Origin of the sequence: Clostridium felsineum DSM 794 (assembly GCF_002006355.2) — a bacterium.
GTDB lineage: Bacteria > Bacillota > Clostridia > Clostridiales > Clostridiaceae > Clostridium_S > Clostridium_S felsineum.
Genome location: NZ_CP096980.1, coordinates 1,749,240 through 1,768,691 on the forward strand (window position 1 = coordinate 1,749,240; position 19,452 = coordinate 1,768,691).

The 19,452-nt window shown below is 29.3% G+C and carries 17 protein-coding genes and 1 other annotated feature; of the genes, 11 read left to right on the forward strand and 6 right to left on the reverse strand.

Features of this window, described 5'->3' with window-relative positions; all coding sequences use genetic code 11:
- Positions 1 to 60: 60 nt before the first annotated feature.
- Positions 61 to 2,349 (forward strand): RNA polymerase recycling motor HelD, encoded by a 2,289-nt coding sequence (gene helD / locus CLFE_RS08210; protein ID WP_077895539.1) that lies wholly within the window; start codon positions 61 to 63, stop codon positions 2,347 to 2,349.
- Positions 2,350 to 2,578: 229 nt separating this feature from the next.
- Positions 2,579 to 3,757 (forward strand): FprA family A-type flavoprotein, encoded by a 1,179-nt coding sequence (locus tag CLFE_RS08215; RefSeq protein WP_077835435.1) that lies wholly within the window; start codon positions 2,579 to 2,581, stop codon positions 3,755 to 3,757.
- Positions 3,758 to 3,797: 40 nt separating this feature from the next.
- Here the strand turns inward: CLFE_RS08215 and CLFE_RS08220 are convergent, their stop codons facing one another.
- Positions 3,798 to 5,240 carry a lipase family alpha/beta hydrolase gene (locus CLFE_RS08220; RefSeq protein ID WP_077895538.1) on the reverse strand — a complete coding sequence of 481 codons (1,443 nt, stop codon included), beginning with the start codon at positions 5,238 to 5,240 and terminating at the stop codon, positions 3,798 to 3,800.
- Positions 5,241 to 5,448: 208 nt separating this feature from the next.
- On the opposite strand from CLFE_RS08220, the gene CLFE_RS08225 reads away from it, so the two are divergent.
- The 5 genes from CLFE_RS08225 to CLFE_RS08245 all read left to right on the forward strand — a co-directional run bounded on the left by CLFE_RS08225 (position 5,449) and on the right by CLFE_RS08245 (position 8,873).
- Complete coding sequence (locus CLFE_RS08225) at positions 5,449 to 5,685, forward strand: FeoA family protein (protein ID WP_077835437.1); 237 nt, start codon at positions 5,449 to 5,451, stop codon at positions 5,683 to 5,685.
- 21 nt (positions 5,686 to 5,706) lie between these two features.
- Positions 5,707 to 5,940: a FeoA family protein gene (locus CLFE_RS08230; protein WP_077835803.1), complete on the forward strand. Its 234-nt coding sequence runs from the start codon at positions 5,707 to 5,709 to the stop codon at positions 5,938 to 5,940.
- A 26-nt stretch (positions 5,941 to 5,966) separates the two neighbouring features.
- Positions 5,967 to 8,015, forward strand: coding sequence for a ferrous iron transport protein B (feoB, locus tag CLFE_RS08235; protein WP_077895537.1), 2,049 nt, complete (start codon positions 5,967 to 5,969; stop codon positions 8,013 to 8,015).
- A 49-nt stretch (positions 8,016 to 8,064) separates the two neighbouring features.
- A complete protein-coding gene (locus CLFE_RS08240; RefSeq protein ID WP_077835801.1) occupies positions 8,065 to 8,322 on the forward strand; it encodes a transcriptional regulator in 258 nt (85 codons plus the stop codon).
- A gap of 128 nt (positions 8,323 to 8,450) precedes the next feature.
- The gene (locus CLFE_RS08245; RefSeq protein ID WP_077835800.1) at positions 8,451 to 8,873 is read left to right on the forward strand and encodes an HNH endonuclease; all 423 of its coding nucleotides are present in this window, start codon (positions 8,451 to 8,453) and stop codon (positions 8,871 to 8,873) included.
- A gap of 171 nt (positions 8,874 to 9,044) precedes the next feature.
- On the opposite strand, the gene CLFE_RS08250 is transcribed toward CLFE_RS08245, so the two are convergent.
- Both CLFE_RS08250 and CLFE_RS08255 read right to left on the reverse strand, forming a co-directional pair.
- Complete coding sequence (locus CLFE_RS08250; RefSeq protein ID WP_169851002.1) at positions 9,045 to 10,250, reverse strand: IS256 family transposase; 1,206 nt, start codon at positions 10,248 to 10,250, stop codon at positions 9,045 to 9,047.
- Between the two features lie 207 nt (positions 10,251 to 10,457).
- A complete protein-coding gene (locus tag CLFE_RS08255) occupies positions 10,458 to 10,676 on the reverse strand; it encodes a hypothetical protein (protein ID WP_077895530.1) in 219 nt (72 codons plus the stop codon).
- A 212-nt stretch (positions 10,677 to 10,888) separates the two neighbouring features.
- Here CLFE_RS08255 and CLFE_RS08260 point away from each other — a divergent pair, with 212 nt between their 5' ends.
- Positions 10,889 to 11,050 carry a hypothetical protein gene (locus CLFE_RS08260; RefSeq protein ID WP_169851036.1) on the forward strand — a complete coding sequence of 54 codons (162 nt, stop codon included), beginning with the start codon at positions 10,889 to 10,891 and terminating at the stop codon, positions 11,048 to 11,050.
- A 46-nt stretch (positions 11,051 to 11,096) separates the two neighbouring features.
- Here the strand turns inward: CLFE_RS08260 and pyk are convergent, their stop codons facing one another.
- The gene (gene pyk, locus CLFE_RS08265; RefSeq protein ID WP_077835798.1) at positions 11,097 to 12,515 is read right to left on the reverse strand and encodes a pyruvate kinase; all 1,419 of its coding nucleotides are present in this window, start codon (positions 12,513 to 12,515) and stop codon (positions 11,097 to 11,099) included.
- A gap of 78 nt (positions 12,516 to 12,593) precedes the next feature.
- Positions 12,594 to 13,361: a polysaccharide deacetylase family protein gene (locus CLFE_RS08270; protein WP_077895531.1), complete on the reverse strand. Its 768-nt coding sequence runs from the start codon at positions 13,359 to 13,361 to the stop codon at positions 12,594 to 12,596.
- Positions 13,362 to 13,874: 513 nt separating this feature from the next.
- Here CLFE_RS08270 and CLFE_RS08275 point away from each other — a divergent pair.
- Positions 13,875 to 15,257 carry a zinc ribbon domain-containing protein gene (locus tag CLFE_RS08275; RefSeq protein ID WP_077895532.1) on the forward strand — a complete coding sequence of 461 codons (1,383 nt, stop codon included), beginning with the start codon at positions 13,875 to 13,877 and terminating at the stop codon, positions 15,255 to 15,257.
- A 43-nt stretch (positions 15,258 to 15,300) separates the two neighbouring features.
- Here the strand turns inward: CLFE_RS08275 and CLFE_RS08280 are convergent, their stop codons facing one another.
- Positions 15,301 to 16,035, reverse strand: coding sequence for a TerC family protein (locus CLFE_RS08280; protein WP_077895533.1), 735 nt, complete (start codon positions 16,033 to 16,035; stop codon positions 15,301 to 15,303).
- Positions 16,036 to 16,287: 252 nt separating this feature from the next.
- Here CLFE_RS08280 and CLFE_RS08285 point away from each other — a divergent pair, with 252 nt between their 5' ends.
- Together CLFE_RS08285 and argS are read left to right on the forward strand one after the other, a co-directional pair.
- Positions 16,288 to 17,454, forward strand: a complete 1,167-nt coding sequence (locus tag CLFE_RS08285; protein ID WP_077895534.1) for an amidohydrolase — start codon at positions 16,288 to 16,290, stop codon at positions 17,452 to 17,454.
- Between the two features lie 50 nt (positions 17,455 to 17,504).
- Positions 17,505 to 17,699, forward strand: a binding site (T-box leader).
- A 50-nt stretch (positions 17,700 to 17,749) separates the two neighbouring features.
- A complete protein-coding gene (gene argS, locus CLFE_RS08290; protein WP_077895535.1) occupies positions 17,750 to 19,441 on the forward strand; it encodes an arginine--tRNA ligase in 1,692 nt (563 codons plus the stop codon).
- The last annotated feature ends 11 nt before the right edge of the window (positions 19,442 to 19,452 follow it).

Genomic DNA, 19,452 nt, shown 5'->3' on the forward strand with positions numbered 1-19,452 from the left:
ATTAACTATATATTTAACTATGAATGTAGTTTTTATGCCTAAAATTAGGGGGTATAAGTGTTGGCAATAGAAAAAAAAGAATTTGAATATGAAAAAGATAAATTAAAGGATACTGAAGAGTGGATAGAAAATCAGATATCTGAAATACAAAAGGATAATGTTGAATTTCAAAATAAAATAGGAAATCTAAAAAAACAATCAAAAGGTAAGTATAGTGAAGAACTTGAAATAACTGAAAAACTTTACGATATAACCCACAAAAATCTTGAAAAATATAGTGAAGCAAAATTAAATCCATATTTTGCAAGAATTGATTTTAGAGAAAGAAAAAGAACTGAAATTGAGAGCTATTATATAGGAAAGTTTGGTTTAGGTGATAGCAAAAACGGAGAAGAGAAAATAATAGACTGGAGAGCACCTATTGCAGATTTATATTATAGTGGTACAGCAGGCAAAACTTCTTACAAAATTTCTTCAGGATACGTAGACGGTGAACTTTATCTCAAGAGGAAGTTTTTACTAGATGGCGAAACTTTAAAGGATGCTTTTGATGATGCAATAAATGAAATAATTTTAAAAGCTCAAGGCGGAGAAGAGAACAATCTAGTTGATGAATTTTTGAAAATAAATCTTGAGAAGAATGTAAGTAGTAAGTTAAAGGATGTAGTTGCTACAATACAAAAGGAACAAAACGATATAATAAGAAGTGAAAAGAATTCTGCACTTGTAGTTCAAGGGTCTGCAGGTTCTGGAAAAACCACGGTAGCTCTTCATAGACTTGCATATCTTATATATAAGTATAATAAGTCCTTAAGTGGAAAGGACGTTCTAGTTGTGGCGCCTAATAAGCTTTTTTTGGATTATATATCAGATGTGCTTCCTAGTCTTGGAGCAAATACTGTAGTTCAAGAAACCTTTGAAGACATAGCACTGAAAGTTTTAGGAATAAAATCAAGGGTATATACAAAGGATAAAAAACTTGCATACATATTTGAAGATAAAAATGAAGATGATAAAAAATTTGTTATAGAAGGAAGTAACTTTAAAGGTTCTCTTGTATTTAAAGATATGATAGATGAATATCTTAAAACAATAGAAGAAAAGGATGCTGTAGTAGAAGACATAAAAATTGATGGATATGTTTTGTTTGAAAAGAAGGAAATTGAAAGGCTTTTTAGAGAAGACATGGCACATTTGCCTATAGACGAAAGAAAAGATGAAATAAAAAGGTATTTTAACCTTAAAATAAAAGATAAAATAATGAGCATTTGTGATAAAATTTCATTTACATATGAATACAGTATTGCAAGAGTCAAAAGAAATATGGAAGACAGTGTAGAGAGAAGAAAAAAATTAATAGAACTTTACGATGATAGAGATAATAAAAAAAATAACATAAAGAAAAATGCATCTATAGCAATGGATGAATATTTTGAAAACTGGAAACATACTGATACAGCAGTAATTTTAGATAACTTTTTTAATAGTCAAGAAGTATATAACAATATTATTAAAGGAAAAATATCACAAAGGCTTTTTAAGTATGTTAAATTAGAATTTAATGAAAACAGAAAAAAGAAAATAATTGATAGCGATGATTTAGCAGCAATGCTCTATGTTAAGTTTAATATAGAGGGAAATAATAAATTTAATTTTAAGCATATAATAGTGGATGAAGCACAAGATTACAGCATATTTCAATTTGCAGCATTAAAAAATCTATGCAGTAGTAATTCTTTTACAATAGTTGGTGATTTAGGTCAAGGAATTTATTATTATAAAGGAATAAATGATTGGGCATCAATAAATAAAAATGTATTTAATGATAATTTTAACTATGTTGCACTTAGCCAAAGCTATCGTTCAACAGTAGAAATAATAGAATTTGCCAATAAAGTTTTGAAAAAACAAAATATAAATTTAGATCCAGCAAAACCGGTGTTAAGGCATGGAGTTAAACCAGAGGTTATAGAATTTGATACTAATAAAGCATTTGTAGAAAAGTCAGATGAAATTGTAGATAAACTTGAAAAATTAAATAAAAAGAATATAGCCATTATAGGTAAGACATATGATGAATGTAAAAAAATTAATGATGCTTTAAGAAAGTATAGTAAGCATAAATGGAAAGTAATTAAAGAAAATGATAAGAGCTTTGAAACTACTAGAATAGTAATACCTTCATATATAACCAAGGGATTAGAATTTGATTGTAGTATAATTTATAATTGTAGTGAAGATAATTATAAGAATTCAGAACTTGATAAAAAAATATTGTATGTGTCTCTTACAAGGGCACTTCATTATGAATATATATTTTACAAAGGAAAAAAATCAAAGCTTATTTAATAAATAATTATTATTAATTAATAATTCCTATTGAATAATTAAGTTTATGTGTTATAATGTATATATAAGGTTTCTAAAGTTTTATTATGTTAAATTTTTCAATGGAAATTATAACGGAATCAAGGTGAGTGTGTTTAAAACAATAGAAACAAAGTTTTATATAATTTTAGATAGTAAATCAAATAGCAGATTTACTTTGAAATTTCTATAGTATTAAGGAGGAGTTAAAATGAGTGCTGAGAAGCTTTGTGATAATGTATATTGGGTAGGGGTAAAGGATAAGGATTTAGAAGTTTTCGATATAATAATGAATACGAAAAAGGGATCTACCTATAATTCATATTTAATTAATGATGATAAGGTTGCAATAATAGATACTGTAAAAGATGGTTTTTATGATGAATTTATAAATAATATTAAGAGTGTGATTGGTGATAAAAAAGTAGATTATATAATAGTGCAGCATACAGAACTTGATCATAGTGGTTCTATGTATAGGCTTATAAAGGAATATCCAGAAGCAAAGGTTGTAGCTTCAAAAGCAGCAAATATGTATTTAAAGGAAATAGTAAATGATGATTTTAATAACTTAGATGCTATTGAAATGAAGGAACTTAGTCTTGGAAAAAATACATTGAAGTTTATATCTGCTCCAAATCTTCATTGGCCAGATACAATGTTTACTTATAACGAAGAAAATAATGTATTATTTACTTGTGATGTTTTTGGATGTCATTACTGCCCGGATGGCAGCATAAAAGATGAGGGTGGAGAAGATTATCTTCCAGAAATGAGATATTATTATGATGTTATAATGTCACCTTTTGGAAAGTTTGTAAACATGGGATTGGATAAGATTAAAGGATTAGAGCTTAAAATGATAGCTCCAAGTCACGGACCAGTTCATATAAAGGATATTAAAAACAGCATAAAATTATATACTGATTGGGCAAAGCCAAAAGCAGCAAAAGAAAAAAATGTTCAAATATTTTACATTACTGCATATGGAAATACAGGTAAAATGGCAAAGTATTTATGTGACAATATAAAAGATAAAGGAATTAAAGCAGAGGTTCATGAAATAACAGAAATGAATATGGATGATATAGTTGAACTTATATCCGAGGCAGATGGAGTTTTAGTAGGTTCTCCAACTATAAATCAAGATGCTGTAAGACCAGCATGGGATGTTCTTTCCTCTATATGCCCTATAACAAATAGAGGAAAAGCAGCAGCTGCATTTGGTTCCTATGGATGGAGCGGAGAAGGTGTTCCTATGATGATGGACAGATTAAAATCTTTAAAATTCAAAACTTTAGAGAATGGACTTAAATTTAAATTTGTACCTGATAAAAAAGAGTTTAGTGAAGCTGATAAATTCATAAGTGATTTCTTAAATTTACTATAGAAAAAGTGTCCATAGCAAGCTGCTATGGACACTTTTTTTGTTAAAAACCTCTATTTTTTAAATCAGACACGATTTCTACATATTTCTCAAGTACATCAAAGCCTTTATAGTCTTCTCTTCTTAAGTCGATAATATCTCCATGAGAAATTCCCCGTCTTCTATTATTTCTAATAACACCTTTAAAATTGCCCCATTTTGCAGAATCAATAGATACTAGTCCATCATTTTCTCCAGCAGTTATTTTAGAAAGAATATAGGGAATACATACCACATAATCGCTAAAAACATTTTTTACAACAGTTGCATAGCTTTGGTAATAAACATTAGGGACATCAAGTACTTCCTCATTAAATTTTTTACTATTATAAGTAGAAAACTGTCTACTAGCAGTGTAGAAATCGGGATTTTTATCTCCTAAAATTCTATAGTATTTATTAAAGAGTTTAGCAACAGCTTTATATATTTTGTCAGGAATTTTACAAGCAACATCAACGAATTTGCAGCCTCTATGAGGTGAGGACATCATTGTAAGAGAAGCTACATACTTACTCATACCTAGTTTGCTAATCATATAACGTGAATCTAGTCCACCTTTTGAATGTGCTATAATATTCACCTTTTCACATCCAGTTTCTTTTATAATTTGAAGAACTTTATCTTTTATATCATGGGCATTATATTCAACAGTTCCCCAAGCTTCCTGATTTCCATAATAAATAGTTGCTCCATTTCGTATTAATTCTTTAGGTATCCTACCCCAGTAATTAATATATTTTAAATCCCTAAAGCCTACGCCATGAACCAAAACAAGAGGATATTTTGTTTTGCATACATGAGAATCTATGCGCTGTTTATTGGTAATGACCTTATATAAATCATGGTCATATTCAATTTTAGCTGTATGAGAGGCATATAGAATTACAAAAATATTTACAATTGGAATGAAAGAGGCAAAAGCAACTATAATTCTTTTTATTATATTTAATCTTTTTGAAGTACATAAGATACGTAACATTCCATTTATAAGTACTGTGAGTATAACAAGTATTGTAAGTATAATATCTATTATAAAAATATGAGTAGGAATTTTTAAGTACTTGAGATTTGAGAAATATACAATGTACATTAATATTTGCACAAAAATACTGTATAATCCGAATAAAACAAGTCTTCTTCCACCAAGCATTATTTTTAATCTGAAGCTTGCATTTTCACGTTTTATATTTGGAAATAGGTTTATCTTTGTCCAAGTATAAAAAAGGAAAATGGAAAGTTCAATTAAAATAATCCATTTGCATACAGCATTATTTTTTCCAATATGGCTGCGATTAATAAATAGATAATAAAGCATAACAAAGTGTGGAGCAAAGATAAAATATACACTCATGATGCTTTTATGTAGTAAAGGTATTTTTTTAGTTAAATCTAATATTAGTAAAATGAATATGAATATTAGTGAGATAAATGTTATTAAAAATGTCATAAATAAGTCATCCTTTGTTTGATAATTCAACTTTACTACAATATAACATATTTTTTGGAAAAGATACAGGCATATATATGTATTCTAATTAAAAAATAGTTTAAAATGAATTTGCTATTGACATTTCAAATAAAGAGTAATAAAATAAATACAGTGATAATGATTATCAAATTGAATTGATAATCATTAGTATTCAGGAGGCGATATTGTGATAAAAGAAGTAAAACTTGATGAAGTTGAAATAAAATCAAAAGTTAAAGTTTTAGGAATTGCTAAAGAAAGTAAGGTTAGAAGAAAAATAATGGATATGGGAATAGTTAGGGGCACGGAAATATATATTGAAGGAAAAGCACCAATGGGTGATCCAATAGCTTTAAGGCTTAGAGGATATAGTTTAAGTTTAAGAAAAAGTGAAGCAAGGGATATAATGGTTGAGTTAATATAAAATGTTTAAGGAGTGGTTTAAATGGTTAAAAGTAGTATGCCTTTAAATTTTATTTTAACAGGTAGAGTTGCAAGGGTTAGTGATGTTAAAGGAAATGAGGTTATGTGTAAAAAACTTATGGAGATGGGGTTTAATAGTGGAGCTGTTATAAGTATTGTTAAAAATGATGCGGCGCACATAGTTGTAAAGGTTGGAGAAACTAGATTAGCTTTAAATAGGGGAATGGCTCAAAGGGTTATGGTTACAGAGGTTTAGCACATAGTACAGCATTAGGAGGTTTGATGATGAATAAAAATTTAGTAGTAGCTTTAGCAGGTAATCCAAATTGCGGTAAAACAAGTTTATTTAATGAGCTTACAGGCTCAAAACAGCATGTTGGTAATTGGCCTGGTGTTACAATAGAGAAAAAAGAGGGAAAGCTTAAATTTGAGGGAAGAGAAATAACTATAGTAGATTTACCAGGAACCTATAGCTTGGGTGCTTATTCTGAAGACGAAGTGGTTGCTCGTGATTTCATATTAAAAGAAAAGCCAGATGTAGTTATAAATGTGGTTGATGCTTGTAATCTTGAAAGAAACTTGTATCTTACAACTCAAATTTTAGAAACAGGTGCAAAGGTAGTTTTAGCTTTAAATATGATGGATGAAGCAGAAAATAAAAATATAAAAATCAATATTAGTAAGCTTAAAGAAGCAATGGGCATACAAGTAATAGGGACAGTTGCTACCAAAAAGCAAGGAATAAATGAACTTGTTAAAGCAGCAATAGAGTTACACGAGCATAATGATAATAAAACCTACAAAATAGATTATGGTAAGGATATTCAGAGAGAAATAGAAAATATTGAAGATGCGTTTTCAGAGATTAGTGCAGAATTAGACTATCCTAAGAAATGGGTGGCATTAAAGCTTTTAGAAAATGATGATTACATAAGAGAATATACTGATAAAAAGACGAATAATAGTTTAAAGGATAAGGTTCTTGGAGCTATAGAGAATTTAACTAAGGTTATTGGCTATGAACCAGATGCATTTATAATAGATAAAAGGTATGAGTGTATAAGTAATTTTACTAAGGATAGTGTTAAGAGAAGCGAAGTTCAAAAAGAGAGTACTTCAGATAAAATTGATAAGGTTGTTACAAATAAGTTTTTAGGTATACCAATATTTGCACTTATAATGTTTACAGTATATCAAGTGTCTATTAATTTTGGTAATGGAACTCTTTCAGATTTAATAAATGATTCTATAGGACAGCTTGGAACAAATATAGCTTTTACTTTAGACGGTATTGGTGCGCCTAAAATTGTTGGTGCTTTTGTAAGAGATGGTATGTTTGCTGGAGTGGGTAGTGTTTTGGGATTTTTTCCTATGATATTAATAATGTTCTTTTTAATATCTCTTCTTGAGGATAGTGGATATATGGCAAGAGCAGCTTATGTTATGGATAGGCTTATGAGTGCTGTAGGTCTTCATGGAAAGACTGCTGTTTCATTGATAATTGGAAGTGGTTGTAATGTTGCAGGTATAATGTCAGCTAGAACGCTTGAAAGTAAAAAGGATAGAATGATTGCTATCTTAATATCGCCATTTATATCGTGTACAGCAAGGTTAACTGTATATGGAGTTTTTGTAGGAGCATTTTTCGCAAAGCAAAAGTTTCTTATATTTAATTTAGGTGGAATTATAATATTTTTATTGTATGCACTTGGTATATTTGTAGCTATAGTAGTTGGGAAATTTTTCAGTTCAAGGGTATTTGAAGGAGAAGCTTCTTATTTTGTTATGGAACTCCCACCATATAGGTTACCAACGCTTAAAGGAATTTTAATTCATATGTGGGAAAAGTCAGGTCACTTTTTAAAGAAGGCAGGAACTGTTATTTTAGGAGTGTGTGTAGTTGTATGGTTACTTGCAGATTTACCAGCTGGAGTGGATTATGGAAGCAAAGATTCTTATCTTGGAATAATAGGTAATTTTATTGCACCAATATTTAAACCAGCAGGTTTTGGAACATGGCAAGCTGGAGTAGCACTTATAACAGGATTTGCAGCAAAAGAAGCTGTTGTAGGAACTCTTGGAACAATATATGGAGTTAGTGAAGGAGCTCATCTTTTTAATGCAATACACAATACCTTTACACCACTATCAGCTATATCATTTATGATAATGACACTTTTATATGTTCCATGTGTTGCTACAATAGGAGCAGTAAAAAGTGAAACAAATTCTAATAAGTGGACAATAGCGGTTATTATATATACGTGCGTAATTGGATGGGTATTGGCAACAGTATTTTATCAAGTAGGAAGATTACTAGGATACATGTAATAAATTAGTGAGAATGAATTTTAGTATCAACAAGAAAGAAGGTATATATATGCTTATGAAAATTCTTAAAAGATTAAAAGATGGAGGAATTTATTCAAATAAAGCTATGGCAAGAGAACTTGGAGTTGAAGAAGCGGTAATAGAGCAGATGATACTTCAACTTCAACAGCTTAAATATATAGAAAAGGATGTTATGACATCAGATTGTGATTGCGGTAGTTGTTCATCTAAAAAGAAAAGTTGCTGTAAAAGTAATGCAAAAATTGATTTGTGGCGACTTACAGAGAAGGGGAAAAGAGCAGTTTAATACCTGATAATTATAAATATTGTGAAAAAAGTATTCAAAATTTTGTTTTGAATACTTTTTCTTATTCTATATTTGGTGTAAAATATAAGTGTAAGTTACTATAATATTATTTAGGAAGCGGTGATTTATTGAGGGGAGAAAAATGTGTTGTATGCGGAAAAGATGGTGAAAGACACCATATAGTATATAAGAGTCAGGGTGGACTCGATTTTCCTCTTAATTATGTTTATTTATGTGATGAGCACCATAGGGGAATTAATGGACCTCATAAGAACAGGAAAGTTGACTTATATTATAAGCTTCAAATGCAAAAGCAGCTTTGTAGTATTTTAACTAATGAGTACTATAAGATAAAAGATCTTATAAAACTTCTTCAAATTAATCAAAGACAAGCCAAAATTATGACTAGAAATTTTAAACTTTATAAAGAAGGATATAGTAAAAAAGACATTATAAAAAGGATTATGGGTGGAACTTTTTATTATAAAGATATGTTAAAGGATTACTATGATGAATCTTTATATAGTTTGTTAGAAGAAAGAATAAAATAGATATAAAAAATCAGAGAGTGTAAAATTCTTTCTGTAAAATAACTTTCTATGGTAAGTTTTAAAAGACAAGATTGTCAAAAGTGACTTTCTATCTTGTTTTAAATATACATTCTAAAAATATGTATGTCAAGAACGCCTTTAAAAACAGGCGTTTTTGGCATATTAAGCTTTTTATTCAGTAAGTCGTCCTTCATACATAATGGATAATTCACCGTACACTTTACCCCAATTTCTTAGTGGCAAACGCCATTTTTTTGTAGCTTCAAAAGTAGCAAGGTATAAAGCTTTTAAAAGTGATGTATCGCTTGGAAATACAGTTCTTTGTCTATTTAATCTACGATATGTGCTGTTGAGACTTTCGATTGCATTTGTAGTATAAATAACTTTTCTTACATCAGCAGAGAACTTAAAAATAGGGCTAATAGCATCCCAATTTGATTTCCAGCTTTTCATTGAGTTAGGATAATGTTTTTCCCATTTTCCAGTGATTTCTTCTAATTGCTTATATGCAATTTCCTCAGAAGGTGCATGATATATAGTTTTTAAATCTTTTGCAAATTCTTTTTTATCTTTATCAGAAACATACTTTAATGTATTTCTTACTTGATGAACTATACAACGTTGATATTCAGTATTTGGAAAAGCTACTGATATAGATTCCTTTATCCCTGTAAGACCATCTGCACAAAGGATAAGGATATCTTGAACACCTCTATTTTTTAATTCATTGAGAGCACTAAGCCAATATTTACTGCTTTCATTTTCTCCAATATTTATAGAAAGTACTTCTTTTCTGCCTTCATTATTTATACCAAGAATAATGTAAGCTGCAAGCTTACGTATAACGTTATTTTCCCTTACGGAAAAATGAACTGCATCAATGAAAACAATTGGATATACTGTAGATAAAGGTCTATGTTGCCATGCTTCTATTTCAGGAAGAAGTTTATTGGTTATATTTGAAACCATTCCTTCACTAACTTCAAACCCATATATATCTTCAATTTGTTCTGAAATTTGTCTGGTACTTAATCCTTTAGCATACATAGAAATAATTTTTTCTTCTATACCAGAAATATCTTTCTGGTGTTTTTGTACTATTTTAGGTTCAAAAGAACTTTCTCTATCCTGTGGTACATCTATATTCATCTCACCATATTTGCTTCGAATTCTTTTTTGTTTTTTCCCATTTCTTGAGTTTGTAGTTTCGGCTCGTTCATATGGTTCATAGCCTAAATGCTCGTCCATTTCACCTTCAAGCATAGATTGAATAGTTCCACCTAATAGATCTTTTAAAGCTTCCTGAATATCCTCAGCTGACTGAATATCATACTCGTCTATAAGAGCTGATATAATATTTCTTTTTCCTTCATTCATTGGTTTTACCTTATAAATATCTTTTTTTCTTGCCATAATAAAAGGCCTCCTATGATTTTATTTTACCATAGAAAGCCTTATTATTTTTATTTACAGACTTTTCTTCACATGCTCAAAAATCATCTTAAGATGTATACAATGACAATTCATTATATATACTTAAGATGATTTTTACATTTTAATATATAGTATAATAATAACTATATATTAAATTTCCTCTTCGCTTTCAATGTCGTCTTCAATTACTTCAGGTGCTTTAGCTAAGGATACCTCAAGTTCTTCAGCTAGCTTCTTTGTAATTTTATCAAAATTTTCTTGAAATAGTATACCGTCTATAATTTTGGATGTTAATAAACTTCCATCTTTATATACACTTATGGAATCACTTTTACCTTTGAACAAAAATCCGTTTATGGTTTTTTCCACAATAATGCCTCCCTAATATATAATTATATATAGAAAACCAATAAAGAATAGCTTACCAATTAAAGTAAGCTTTACTATGGTATCTATAAATACACATTTACAAAATGTATTTACATCTCATTATACAAAAACAATGACTAATTTTCAATACAGATTTAGCATAAGTTTAAAAAATGAAATAGTGGAGATAATTATTCATAGAGGTGAGTGTTTTGAAAAAAAATATTTTATTGTGTAATGATGATGAAATTTGGATAATAAAACTAGGACTTTTGAATTATAACAATTTTTTATTGAATGAAAAGCTTAAAGGAAATAAAAATGTAAATGGTAGGCGTGAAAAGGTTAGAAAAATTTTAGAAAAATTAGAGTAGCAGATAAAAGAATAAATTCTAATATCTGCTATTATATTAATTAATTTTATGTGTATTGAATTTTTAACATATTTGTAGTTCCGGATTCTCCAACAGGAACACCAGCAACTACAACAACTAAGTCACCTTTTTTAATTAAATTTTCATTTAATGCTCTTTTTATTGAAACAGATATAAGCTCATCTGTTGAAACTACTTTTTCAGATGTAATAGGTGTTATACCGAAATTTAAAGCAAGTCTTCTTGCAACATCATCATGAGGAGTAACAGCTATTATAGGACAAGTTGGTCTGAATTTTGATACCATTCTTGCAGTTATACCGCTTTGAGTAGCTGTAATTATAGCAGCAGCTTTAAGTTCAGCAGCAGTTGAGCATGCAGCAAGACTTATAGCATCTGAAATTTTTGTTATAACTTCATCTTTTCTTTCATTAAGAGCTTTTGTGTAATCAATTTGAGATTCTGTTTTTTGAGCTATTTTTGACATAGTCTCAGCAGCTTCAATAGGATATAAACCGCTTGCACTTTCACCACTTAACATTATAGCATCTGTTCCATCGTAGATTGCGTTTGCTACGTCTGATGCTTCAGCTCTTGTAGGTCTTGGATTTCTTATCATTGAATCGAGCATTTGAGTTGCAGTTATTACTATTTTTCCGGAATCGTTACATTTTTTTATTATCATCTTTTGAATAGCAGGAACATCCTCTATTGGAATTTCAACGCCCATATCACCTCTGGCTACCATAATTCCATCAGATAATTCGATGATTTTATCGATGTTATCAACACCTTCTTGAGTTTCAATTTTGGAGATTATTCTTATATCTTCTCCACCATTTTCTTCAAGAACTTTTCTAACTACAGATACGTCTTCTGCTTTTCTTATAAAAGAAGCAGCAACTAAGTCGGCCTTTTGTTCACATGCGAATTTTAAATCTTCTATGTCTTTTTCAGTTACAGCAGGAAGTCCTATGGAAATACCTGGGGCATTTACACCCTTATGATTTGAGATAACACCATTATTTTTTGCTATACATATTATGTTTTTATCGCAAACATCAGTTATCTGAAACTCGAGAAGACCATCATCAACAAGAAGAAGTCCTCCTTTTTTTACATCTTTATAAAGCTGTGTATAAGAAACTGAACATTTTTCGGAGTTACCTAAAATTTCTTCTCCACACACTATTGTAAAGGTTTGACCCTTTTTAATTTCAGCTGTTCCATTTTCAAAATTGTGAGTTCTAATTTTAGGTCCTTTAACATCAACTACAATTGCAACATTCTTATTTAATTCTTTTCTAAGTTTTTTGATAATGTCTATTTTTTCTTTGTGATCTTCATGAGTACCATGTGAAAAATTTAACCTTGCAGCATTCATTCCCACATTCATTAATTCTGTTAATTTCTCCTCTGTATCACTAGAGGGCCCTATTGTAAAAATCATTTTTGTTTTTTGCACTATATATCACTCCTAAAATTTATTACAAAGCAATTATACCACATAAAATAAATACATGAAGTACAATTGCTAAAAAAACTATTGTAAGGCTTTTAAGGCATAATTTTGTGATTTTAGAAATTGTATTATTTCAGGTAGAGCCTGTGAGGTAGCTTCATTTGAAGATGTATCATGTAGTAGTATTATTAAGCTATTATTGTTTTTACAAGAAGCTTTAACTGTATTTACAATATCAGTAGGCAATTTGTGCTTTGTTTTAATAGCATCTTTTGAATCTACATTCCAATCTATAAAATTATATCCTCCCTTTTTTATGAATTTTGTGAAATTTTTATCTACCATAGTAGAACCACCAGGGAATCTTACTAATTTTGAATTGAATTTCCCATTACCTATTATGGCATTTAAAATGTCTGTACATTCATTAATATCATTTATATATGAACTTGGAGAAGAATATATTTTTTTTGTATTATTATCAAAGCTTTTTATGGCTATAGTATTTCCAGATTGGGCTTCTTTCACAAGTGTTAATTTATTTATTATTGAGTTTTTTCCAGTGACGAAAAAAGTTGCTTTTGCATCATAGGTTTTTAATATATCTAGTATGTGTGGTGTTACATCAGGCGATGGACCATCTTCAAAAGTTAGATAAGCTATTTTTTGAATTTTTGAATTCTTTAATCTATTAGAAATTGGTGCTTTTGCATTTGTAGCTTTTGAGATTTTAGTATGCGAAAATAAAAGATTTGTTTTTGCTATGTAAATAATACCTAAAATTATAAGGGTTATTGATATAAGCACAGCAGATCTTTTTAAAACTAAGTAAATTTTGTTTTTTTCCATGACTATTCCCCCCTAAATATATTTAATGAGTAAAATATTAACGTGGTTATTAAAAAACATTTTTGTAAATTAAGTCGACCTTACGATCTTTTTTTAGGCAGAATGTACTAGTATTTTCACATTTATATATAATGAGTAAAATACTAACAGTCTATATATTGATTATAGAAGTTTTAATAAAAGAAATAAAGTGATTTATAAAATTATATAAATAAAACTGATATTTTAAATACTAAGCTTGATTTATCTAATGAATTTTGAAGAAAAATTAAATTAAAAATAAAGATTATAAATTAAGTTGTTTAAAAACACTCAACAAAAAACCTAATATAATACATAAAATACCTTTTGATGAACTAATTTATTTTACTAAACTAAAAAAATATAGTAAAATATAAAACGCTATGAAAAAAAAGACGAAAAATGATATATTGGAGGTGAAATGATTTTTTATTAACGTAATTACAATATTTTAGATTAAATAATATGTTATTTATTGGAAGGAAGGTAATAATGAAATTTTGTATTAAATGTGGAAACAAATTAGAAGAGGGACAAAATGTATGCACAAAATGTGGTACTAAAATTCAAAATAGTTTGTCACAAAATAGGGGGATGAATTCAGGAACAATGTCAAAGGGTGTTCTTGGAGGAAAAGGAAAAATCGCAGCGATAGCTTGTGCAGCAATCATAGTTTTAGTAGGTATATTTATTTATGTTGGAAAAGGACAAACTAACCCTAAAAAGGTAGTGGCAGATTTTGAAGCTGCTGTGGATCAAAATGATAAAGTAAAAGTTAAAGAACTCTTAGTAGCATCAAATAAAGATCTTAAGATAGATGATGAAAATGTAGACATTCTTATTAAACATCTAAAAACAGCTTCAGATAGAGACAATTTATATAAAAATTTAGATTATCAAGCTTCTAGATTATCGGAGGATTCAAAGGCTGACCTTCAAAAATATAATATTATAAATTTAACAACTGAGAAAAAAAGTTTGTTTTTCACAGATTATAAAATATTAGTTAATCCATCATATATAACAATTAATAGTAAATTAAAGGGATCAGATATATATGTAAATAACAAAAAAGTGGGAACTATTACAAGTAATAATTTTACAAAAAAATATGGGCCATTTATGCCAGGACTATACAAATTAAAAACAGTTTACAAGGGCAAATATGGTAGTATAAATAAAGTATATTCTATTGATACTACACTTTATACTAAAACTATAAAATTAGCAGGAAAAATGCAGAATTTTGAAGTTACAAGTGAAGAGGAAGATGCAGAAATATTTGTAGATAACAAAGATACTGGCAAGAAGGTAAAAGATATGGCTACGATAGGACCTATTGCTGAAAATACAAAAATATATTTAACTATGGAAAAAGACGGAAAAAAATACAAAAGTGAAGTAAGAACAGTAGGCTATGATTACGATAGTTCAAATGATAAAAAAGATGAAGATAAACCAGAAAAGTTCTTTTTAGATTTCCGCAGCTATGATGGGGTGCAAAGTACAAATGAAGGTGCAGTGAAGGATCTTGTTAGAAACTATGTGTCTAGCCGATCTGATGCAGCTAACACAAATAATCTTGATGCGGTAGAAAAGTTTTTATATCCAGATAGTGAAATTTCAAAAGAGGTAAAAGAATATGTTAAAAATGCACAAAGTAAAGGACTAAAAATAACTAATAAAAGTTGTGATATTAGTGCTTGGAAATTTTGTGGAGATGGAAAATATGGACGTATAAGTACATACGAAGTATATAGTATAGTAGACAAAAATGGAGAAGAGACAACAAAAGGATTTTATTGTGGTTATAGTTTTAAATTTAATGATCAAACTAATTCTTTTCAATTAAATAGATTATTAGAAAGTAATTAAATAAAATTAAGCTGTTGTATGAAATTTATACAACAGCTTAATGCTATTTTTTTGTTTTTGTTATTGCAGATTCATCTCGATTTTTTTTAGAAATTTTATTGCTTGTACTATTACTAAAGGAAAGTACAATAAATCCATATAATAAAGTTAAAGCAGCGAAAGCGTATGGTAGAAAAATTCCTAAAGAATGAGGAACTATATGTTTAAGAAGTCTATCTTCAAATATCATTGAGAAAGATGTATGAGCTAAAATAGCACCACCTATATAGACAACTATTTTGTATTTTTGCATTAGTTTTGCCACGTACTGGCTTCCCCAAAATATTATAGGTATATTTAAAATCAATCCGAATACAATTAAACCAATATGTCCTTTAGCAGCAGCTGCAATAGCAAGTACATTGTCAAGGCTCATTGTAAAGTCAGCAAGTATAATACTTTGAATTGCAGTTATCATTTTTTGTGAATTATGTATTTTAGCAGTTTCTGAATTTTCACCCTGAGGTTTTATAAAGTCCCAAGTTATTTTTACTAAAATAATACCGCCAACTAATTTGATAGGTAGCCATTGAATCATTAATATATAGGTTATTAAACAAGCAAATATAATTCTAAGTGTAACAGCAGCTATAACTCCAATAAAGGAGGCTTTTTTTGCCAAACTTTTTGGTAAATCCTTTGTAGCTAATGCAATTACACCTATGTTATCACCACTTAAGACTACGTCTAGTAGTGTTATTTGTAATGCACCTAGAAAAATAACTATTAAATTATCCATTTTTTCCTCCTTGTAATTTTTATACTGAATATATTCAATATAAAAATATGATTTGTAAACAATTATATATACAGTTTATAATTAGATATATATGTATAATTCCATATTGAGTTATAACCTATAATAAAACGTTTGCTAACTCTTAAAGTGGTTTTATTAACTGCATATAATGTTATTGATTATTATTATATTATTAAATCGAAAATATTTCAAGGTTTTAATATATATATATTATTGATAGGAGGAAAATATATGTTACTTATAAAAAATGGAAACATAATAACTATGACAAATAAAGATTATAAGAAGGGAAGTGTTTTAATAAGTAATGGAAAAATAATTGAAGTAGCAGGTAATATAAAAGAAACTGACGATATGGAAATAATTGATGCAAAAGGCCTTATGGTATTCCCTGGAATAATTGATGCGCATACACATATAGGAATTGATGAGCAGGATATAGGAAAGGTAGGACTTGATATAAATGAAATGTCTAATCCAATCACACCAGAGCTTAGGGCAATAGATGCAATAAATCCAATGGATTCAGCCTTTAGAGATGCAGTAATGGGTGGGATTACTAGTGTTATGACAGGACCAGGAAGCGCAAACGTAATTGGCGGTCAATTTGTTTTTATGAAAACTTATGGAAAATGCGTAGATGATATGGTGCTGCTTAATCCTTCGGCGGTTAAGGCAGCGCTAGGAGAAAATCCTAAAAGAGTTTATGGAAATAAGGGAAAATCTCCGGTTACAAGAATGGCAACGGCAGCTCTTTTAAGACAAACTCTTTTAGAGGCTCAAAATTACAGCAATAAGAAAATAAAGGCAGAAGAAAAAGAAGAAAGTTTTGAAAGAAATTTAAAAATGGAGGCCTTGGTTCCAGTAATTGAAGGTAAAATGCCTCTTAAAATTCATGCTCATAGAGCTGATGATATATTAACAGCTATAAGGATTGCGAAAGAATTTAAAATTAAAATTACACTGGATCATTGTACAGAAGGACATTTAATAGGAGAAAAGATTAAAGAAAGTGGATTCCCAGTTCTTGTAGGACCATCGCTTACATCAAGATCGAAAAATGAAGTGGCTAATAAAACCTTTAAAACACCAAGAGTGTTATCTGAGTTAGGAATAAAAACTGCTATAATAACGGATCATCCTGTTGTACCTATTCAGTATCTTCCGCTTTGTGCCGGACTATCAGTAAGAGAAGGAATGGACAAAAGAGAAGCACTTAAGGCGATAACTATAAATGCGGCTGAAATATGTAATGTAGCAGATAGAGTTGGCAGTATTGAAGTTGGTAAGGATGCAGATATTGCTATTTTTGATGGCAATCCTATGGAGGTATTTACAAGAACAATATATACAATTATAGAGGGAAATGTTGTTTATGAGAATAAGGATATTGATTAATATTAAATTGTAAAGTATAATAAATGCTGTTATAATATATAATAATGATATAAAAATCTATGAAGTGGAAAGTAGCATGTTAATATTTTAAGCGAGCTGATGTTTGGTGTGAGTTCAGTAAGTAGTTATACATGTGAAATAGAACCATGGAGATGTGTAAACCGCTAAATGCGTTAAAATTTTAAGGTGGACTTATTTAATTTAAGTCAATCAGAGTGGTACCGCGAAATATAATCGTCTCTGCAGTTATGTAGATGACGTTTTTTTTATATTTAAAATCTAAGGAGGTAAAATTGTGGACTACAAGAAAATAATAGCTGAAAGAATTAATGAAATCATCGGTATGGATGTTGAGGAACTTTATAAGATTATAGAAGTACCGCCAAAAAAAGATATGGGTGATTTTGCACTTCCATGTTTTCAATTTGCTAAGGTTTTGAGAAAAGCTCCGAATGCTATAGCAGAAGATATAAGTAAAAAAATAGACAAATCAGGTTTTGAGAAGGTAGAAAATTTAGGACCATATCTTAATTTCTTTGTTGATAAAGCCGATTTTGTGCGTGAAACTGTAGAAAAGGTTTTAAATGAAAAGGATAACTATGGTTTAATGAAGGTTGGAGAGGGAAAGAAAGTACTTATAGAATACTCGTCTCCTAATATAGCAAAACCTTTTCATGTGGGACATTTGTTTGGTACAGTATTAGGAAGTTCTTTATACAAAATATTTTCAATGGCAGGTTATGATTGTGTTAGAATAAATCACCTTGGAGATTGGGGAACACAATTTGGTAAACTTATATCTGCATATAAAAAATGGTGTGATGAAGAAGCCCTATATAAGGATCCTATAAAGGAATTATTAAGGATATACGTGAAATTCCATAAGGAAGCGGAAAAGAATCCAGCACTTGAAGATGAAGGAAGAATGTACTTTAAGAGGCTTGAGGATGGAGAAAAAGAAGAGGTAGAGCTTTGGACAAAATTTAAGGATTTAAGCTTGAGAGAATTTAAAAAGGTATATGATGAACTTGGAGTTGAGTTTGATTCATATACAGGAGAAAGTTTCTATAGTGATAAATTAGATAAAATTGAAGAAGAACTTGCGAATAAGGGATTATTAACAGAAAGCAATGGAGCTAAGGTTGTTATGCTTGAAGATTACAATATGCCTCCATGTATAATAAAGAAAGCTGATGGTGCAAGTATATATGCAACAAGAGATTTAGCAGCTGCTGAATACAGAAAAGAAACTTATAATTTTGATAAGAGTATATATGTTGTGGGACTTGAACAATCACTTCACTTTAAGCAATTTTTAAAAACTTTAGAACTTGCAGGTCATGAATGGGCTAAGGATTGTATTCACGTCGGTTATGGTCTTGTAAGATTTGCTGAAGGAAAGCTTTCAACAAGAAATGGAGCTGTTATATTCCTTGAAGATTTACTTAAAGAATCAGTTCAAAAAACAAGGGAAATAATAGAAGAAAAGAATCCAGAACTTAAAGATAAAGAAGAAGTATCTAAGAAAGTTGGAATTGGAGCTGTTATATTCACTTATCTTAAAAACGGAAGAGAAAGAGATATAATATTTGATTGGAAAGAAATGCTTAGCTTTGAAGGAGAAACTGGTCCTTACGTTCAATATTCTTATGCTAGAGCTAAGAGTATTTTAAGAAAACTAGGAGAAGCAAAAGAAAGTGTAGATTACAGTAAGCTTGTTTCAGATGTTGAATTTGATTTAGTAAAACAGCTTAAGAATTTTAACGATGTTATTTTACATGCTGTAGATAGACTTGAACCATCAGTTATAACGAGGTATGCAATAGAAGTTGCAAAGGCATTTAACAAGTTCTATAATGCGTATAATATCTCAAATACAGCTGATGAAAAGTTAAAGAATGCAAGACTTGCTCTTGTTGAGGCAACTTCGATAGTTATAAAAAATTCACTTAAACTTATAGGGATAGATGTAGTTGAAGAAATGTAAGGGGGAAATAA

Bases quoted from the DNA above. Each gene is read 5' to 3' on its own strand.
- feoB (WP_077895537.1), top strand. From the start codon at position 5,967: ATGATGAATAAAAATTTAGTAGTAGCTTTAGCAGGTAATCCAAATTGC.
- CLFE_RS08270 (WP_077895531.1), bottom strand. From the start codon at position 13,361: ATGGAAAAAAACAAAATTTACTTAGTTTTAAAAAGATCTGCTGTGCTT.
- CLFE_RS08230 (WP_077835803.1), top strand. From the start codon at position 5,707: ATGGTTAAAAGTAGTATGCCTTTAAATTTTATTTTAACAGGTAGAGTT.
- CLFE_RS08280 (WP_077895533.1), bottom strand. From the start codon at position 16,035: ATGGATAATTTAATAGTTATTTTTCTAGGTGCATTACAAATAACACTA.
- CLFE_RS08275 (WP_077895532.1), top strand. From the start codon at position 13,875: ATGAAATTTTGTATTAAATGTGGAAACAAATTAGAAGAGGGACAAAAT.
- CLFE_RS08285 (WP_077895534.1), top strand. From the start codon at position 16,288: ATGTTACTTATAAAAAATGGAAACATAATAACTATGACAAATAAAGAT.
- CLFE_RS08215 (WP_077835435.1), top strand. From the start codon at position 2,579: ATGAGTGCTGAGAAGCTTTGTGATAATGTATATTGGGTAGGGGTAAAG.
- CLFE_RS08250 (WP_169851002.1), bottom strand. From the start codon at position 10,250: ATGAATGAAGGAAAAAGAAATATTATATCAGCTCTTATAGACGAGTAT.
- CLFE_RS08240 (WP_077835801.1), top strand. From the start codon at position 8,065: ATGCTTATGAAAATTCTTAAAAGATTAAAAGATGGAGGAATTTATTCA.
- CLFE_RS08220 (WP_077895538.1), bottom strand. From the start codon at position 5,240: ATGACATTTTTAATAACATTTATCTCACTAATATTCATATTCATTTTA.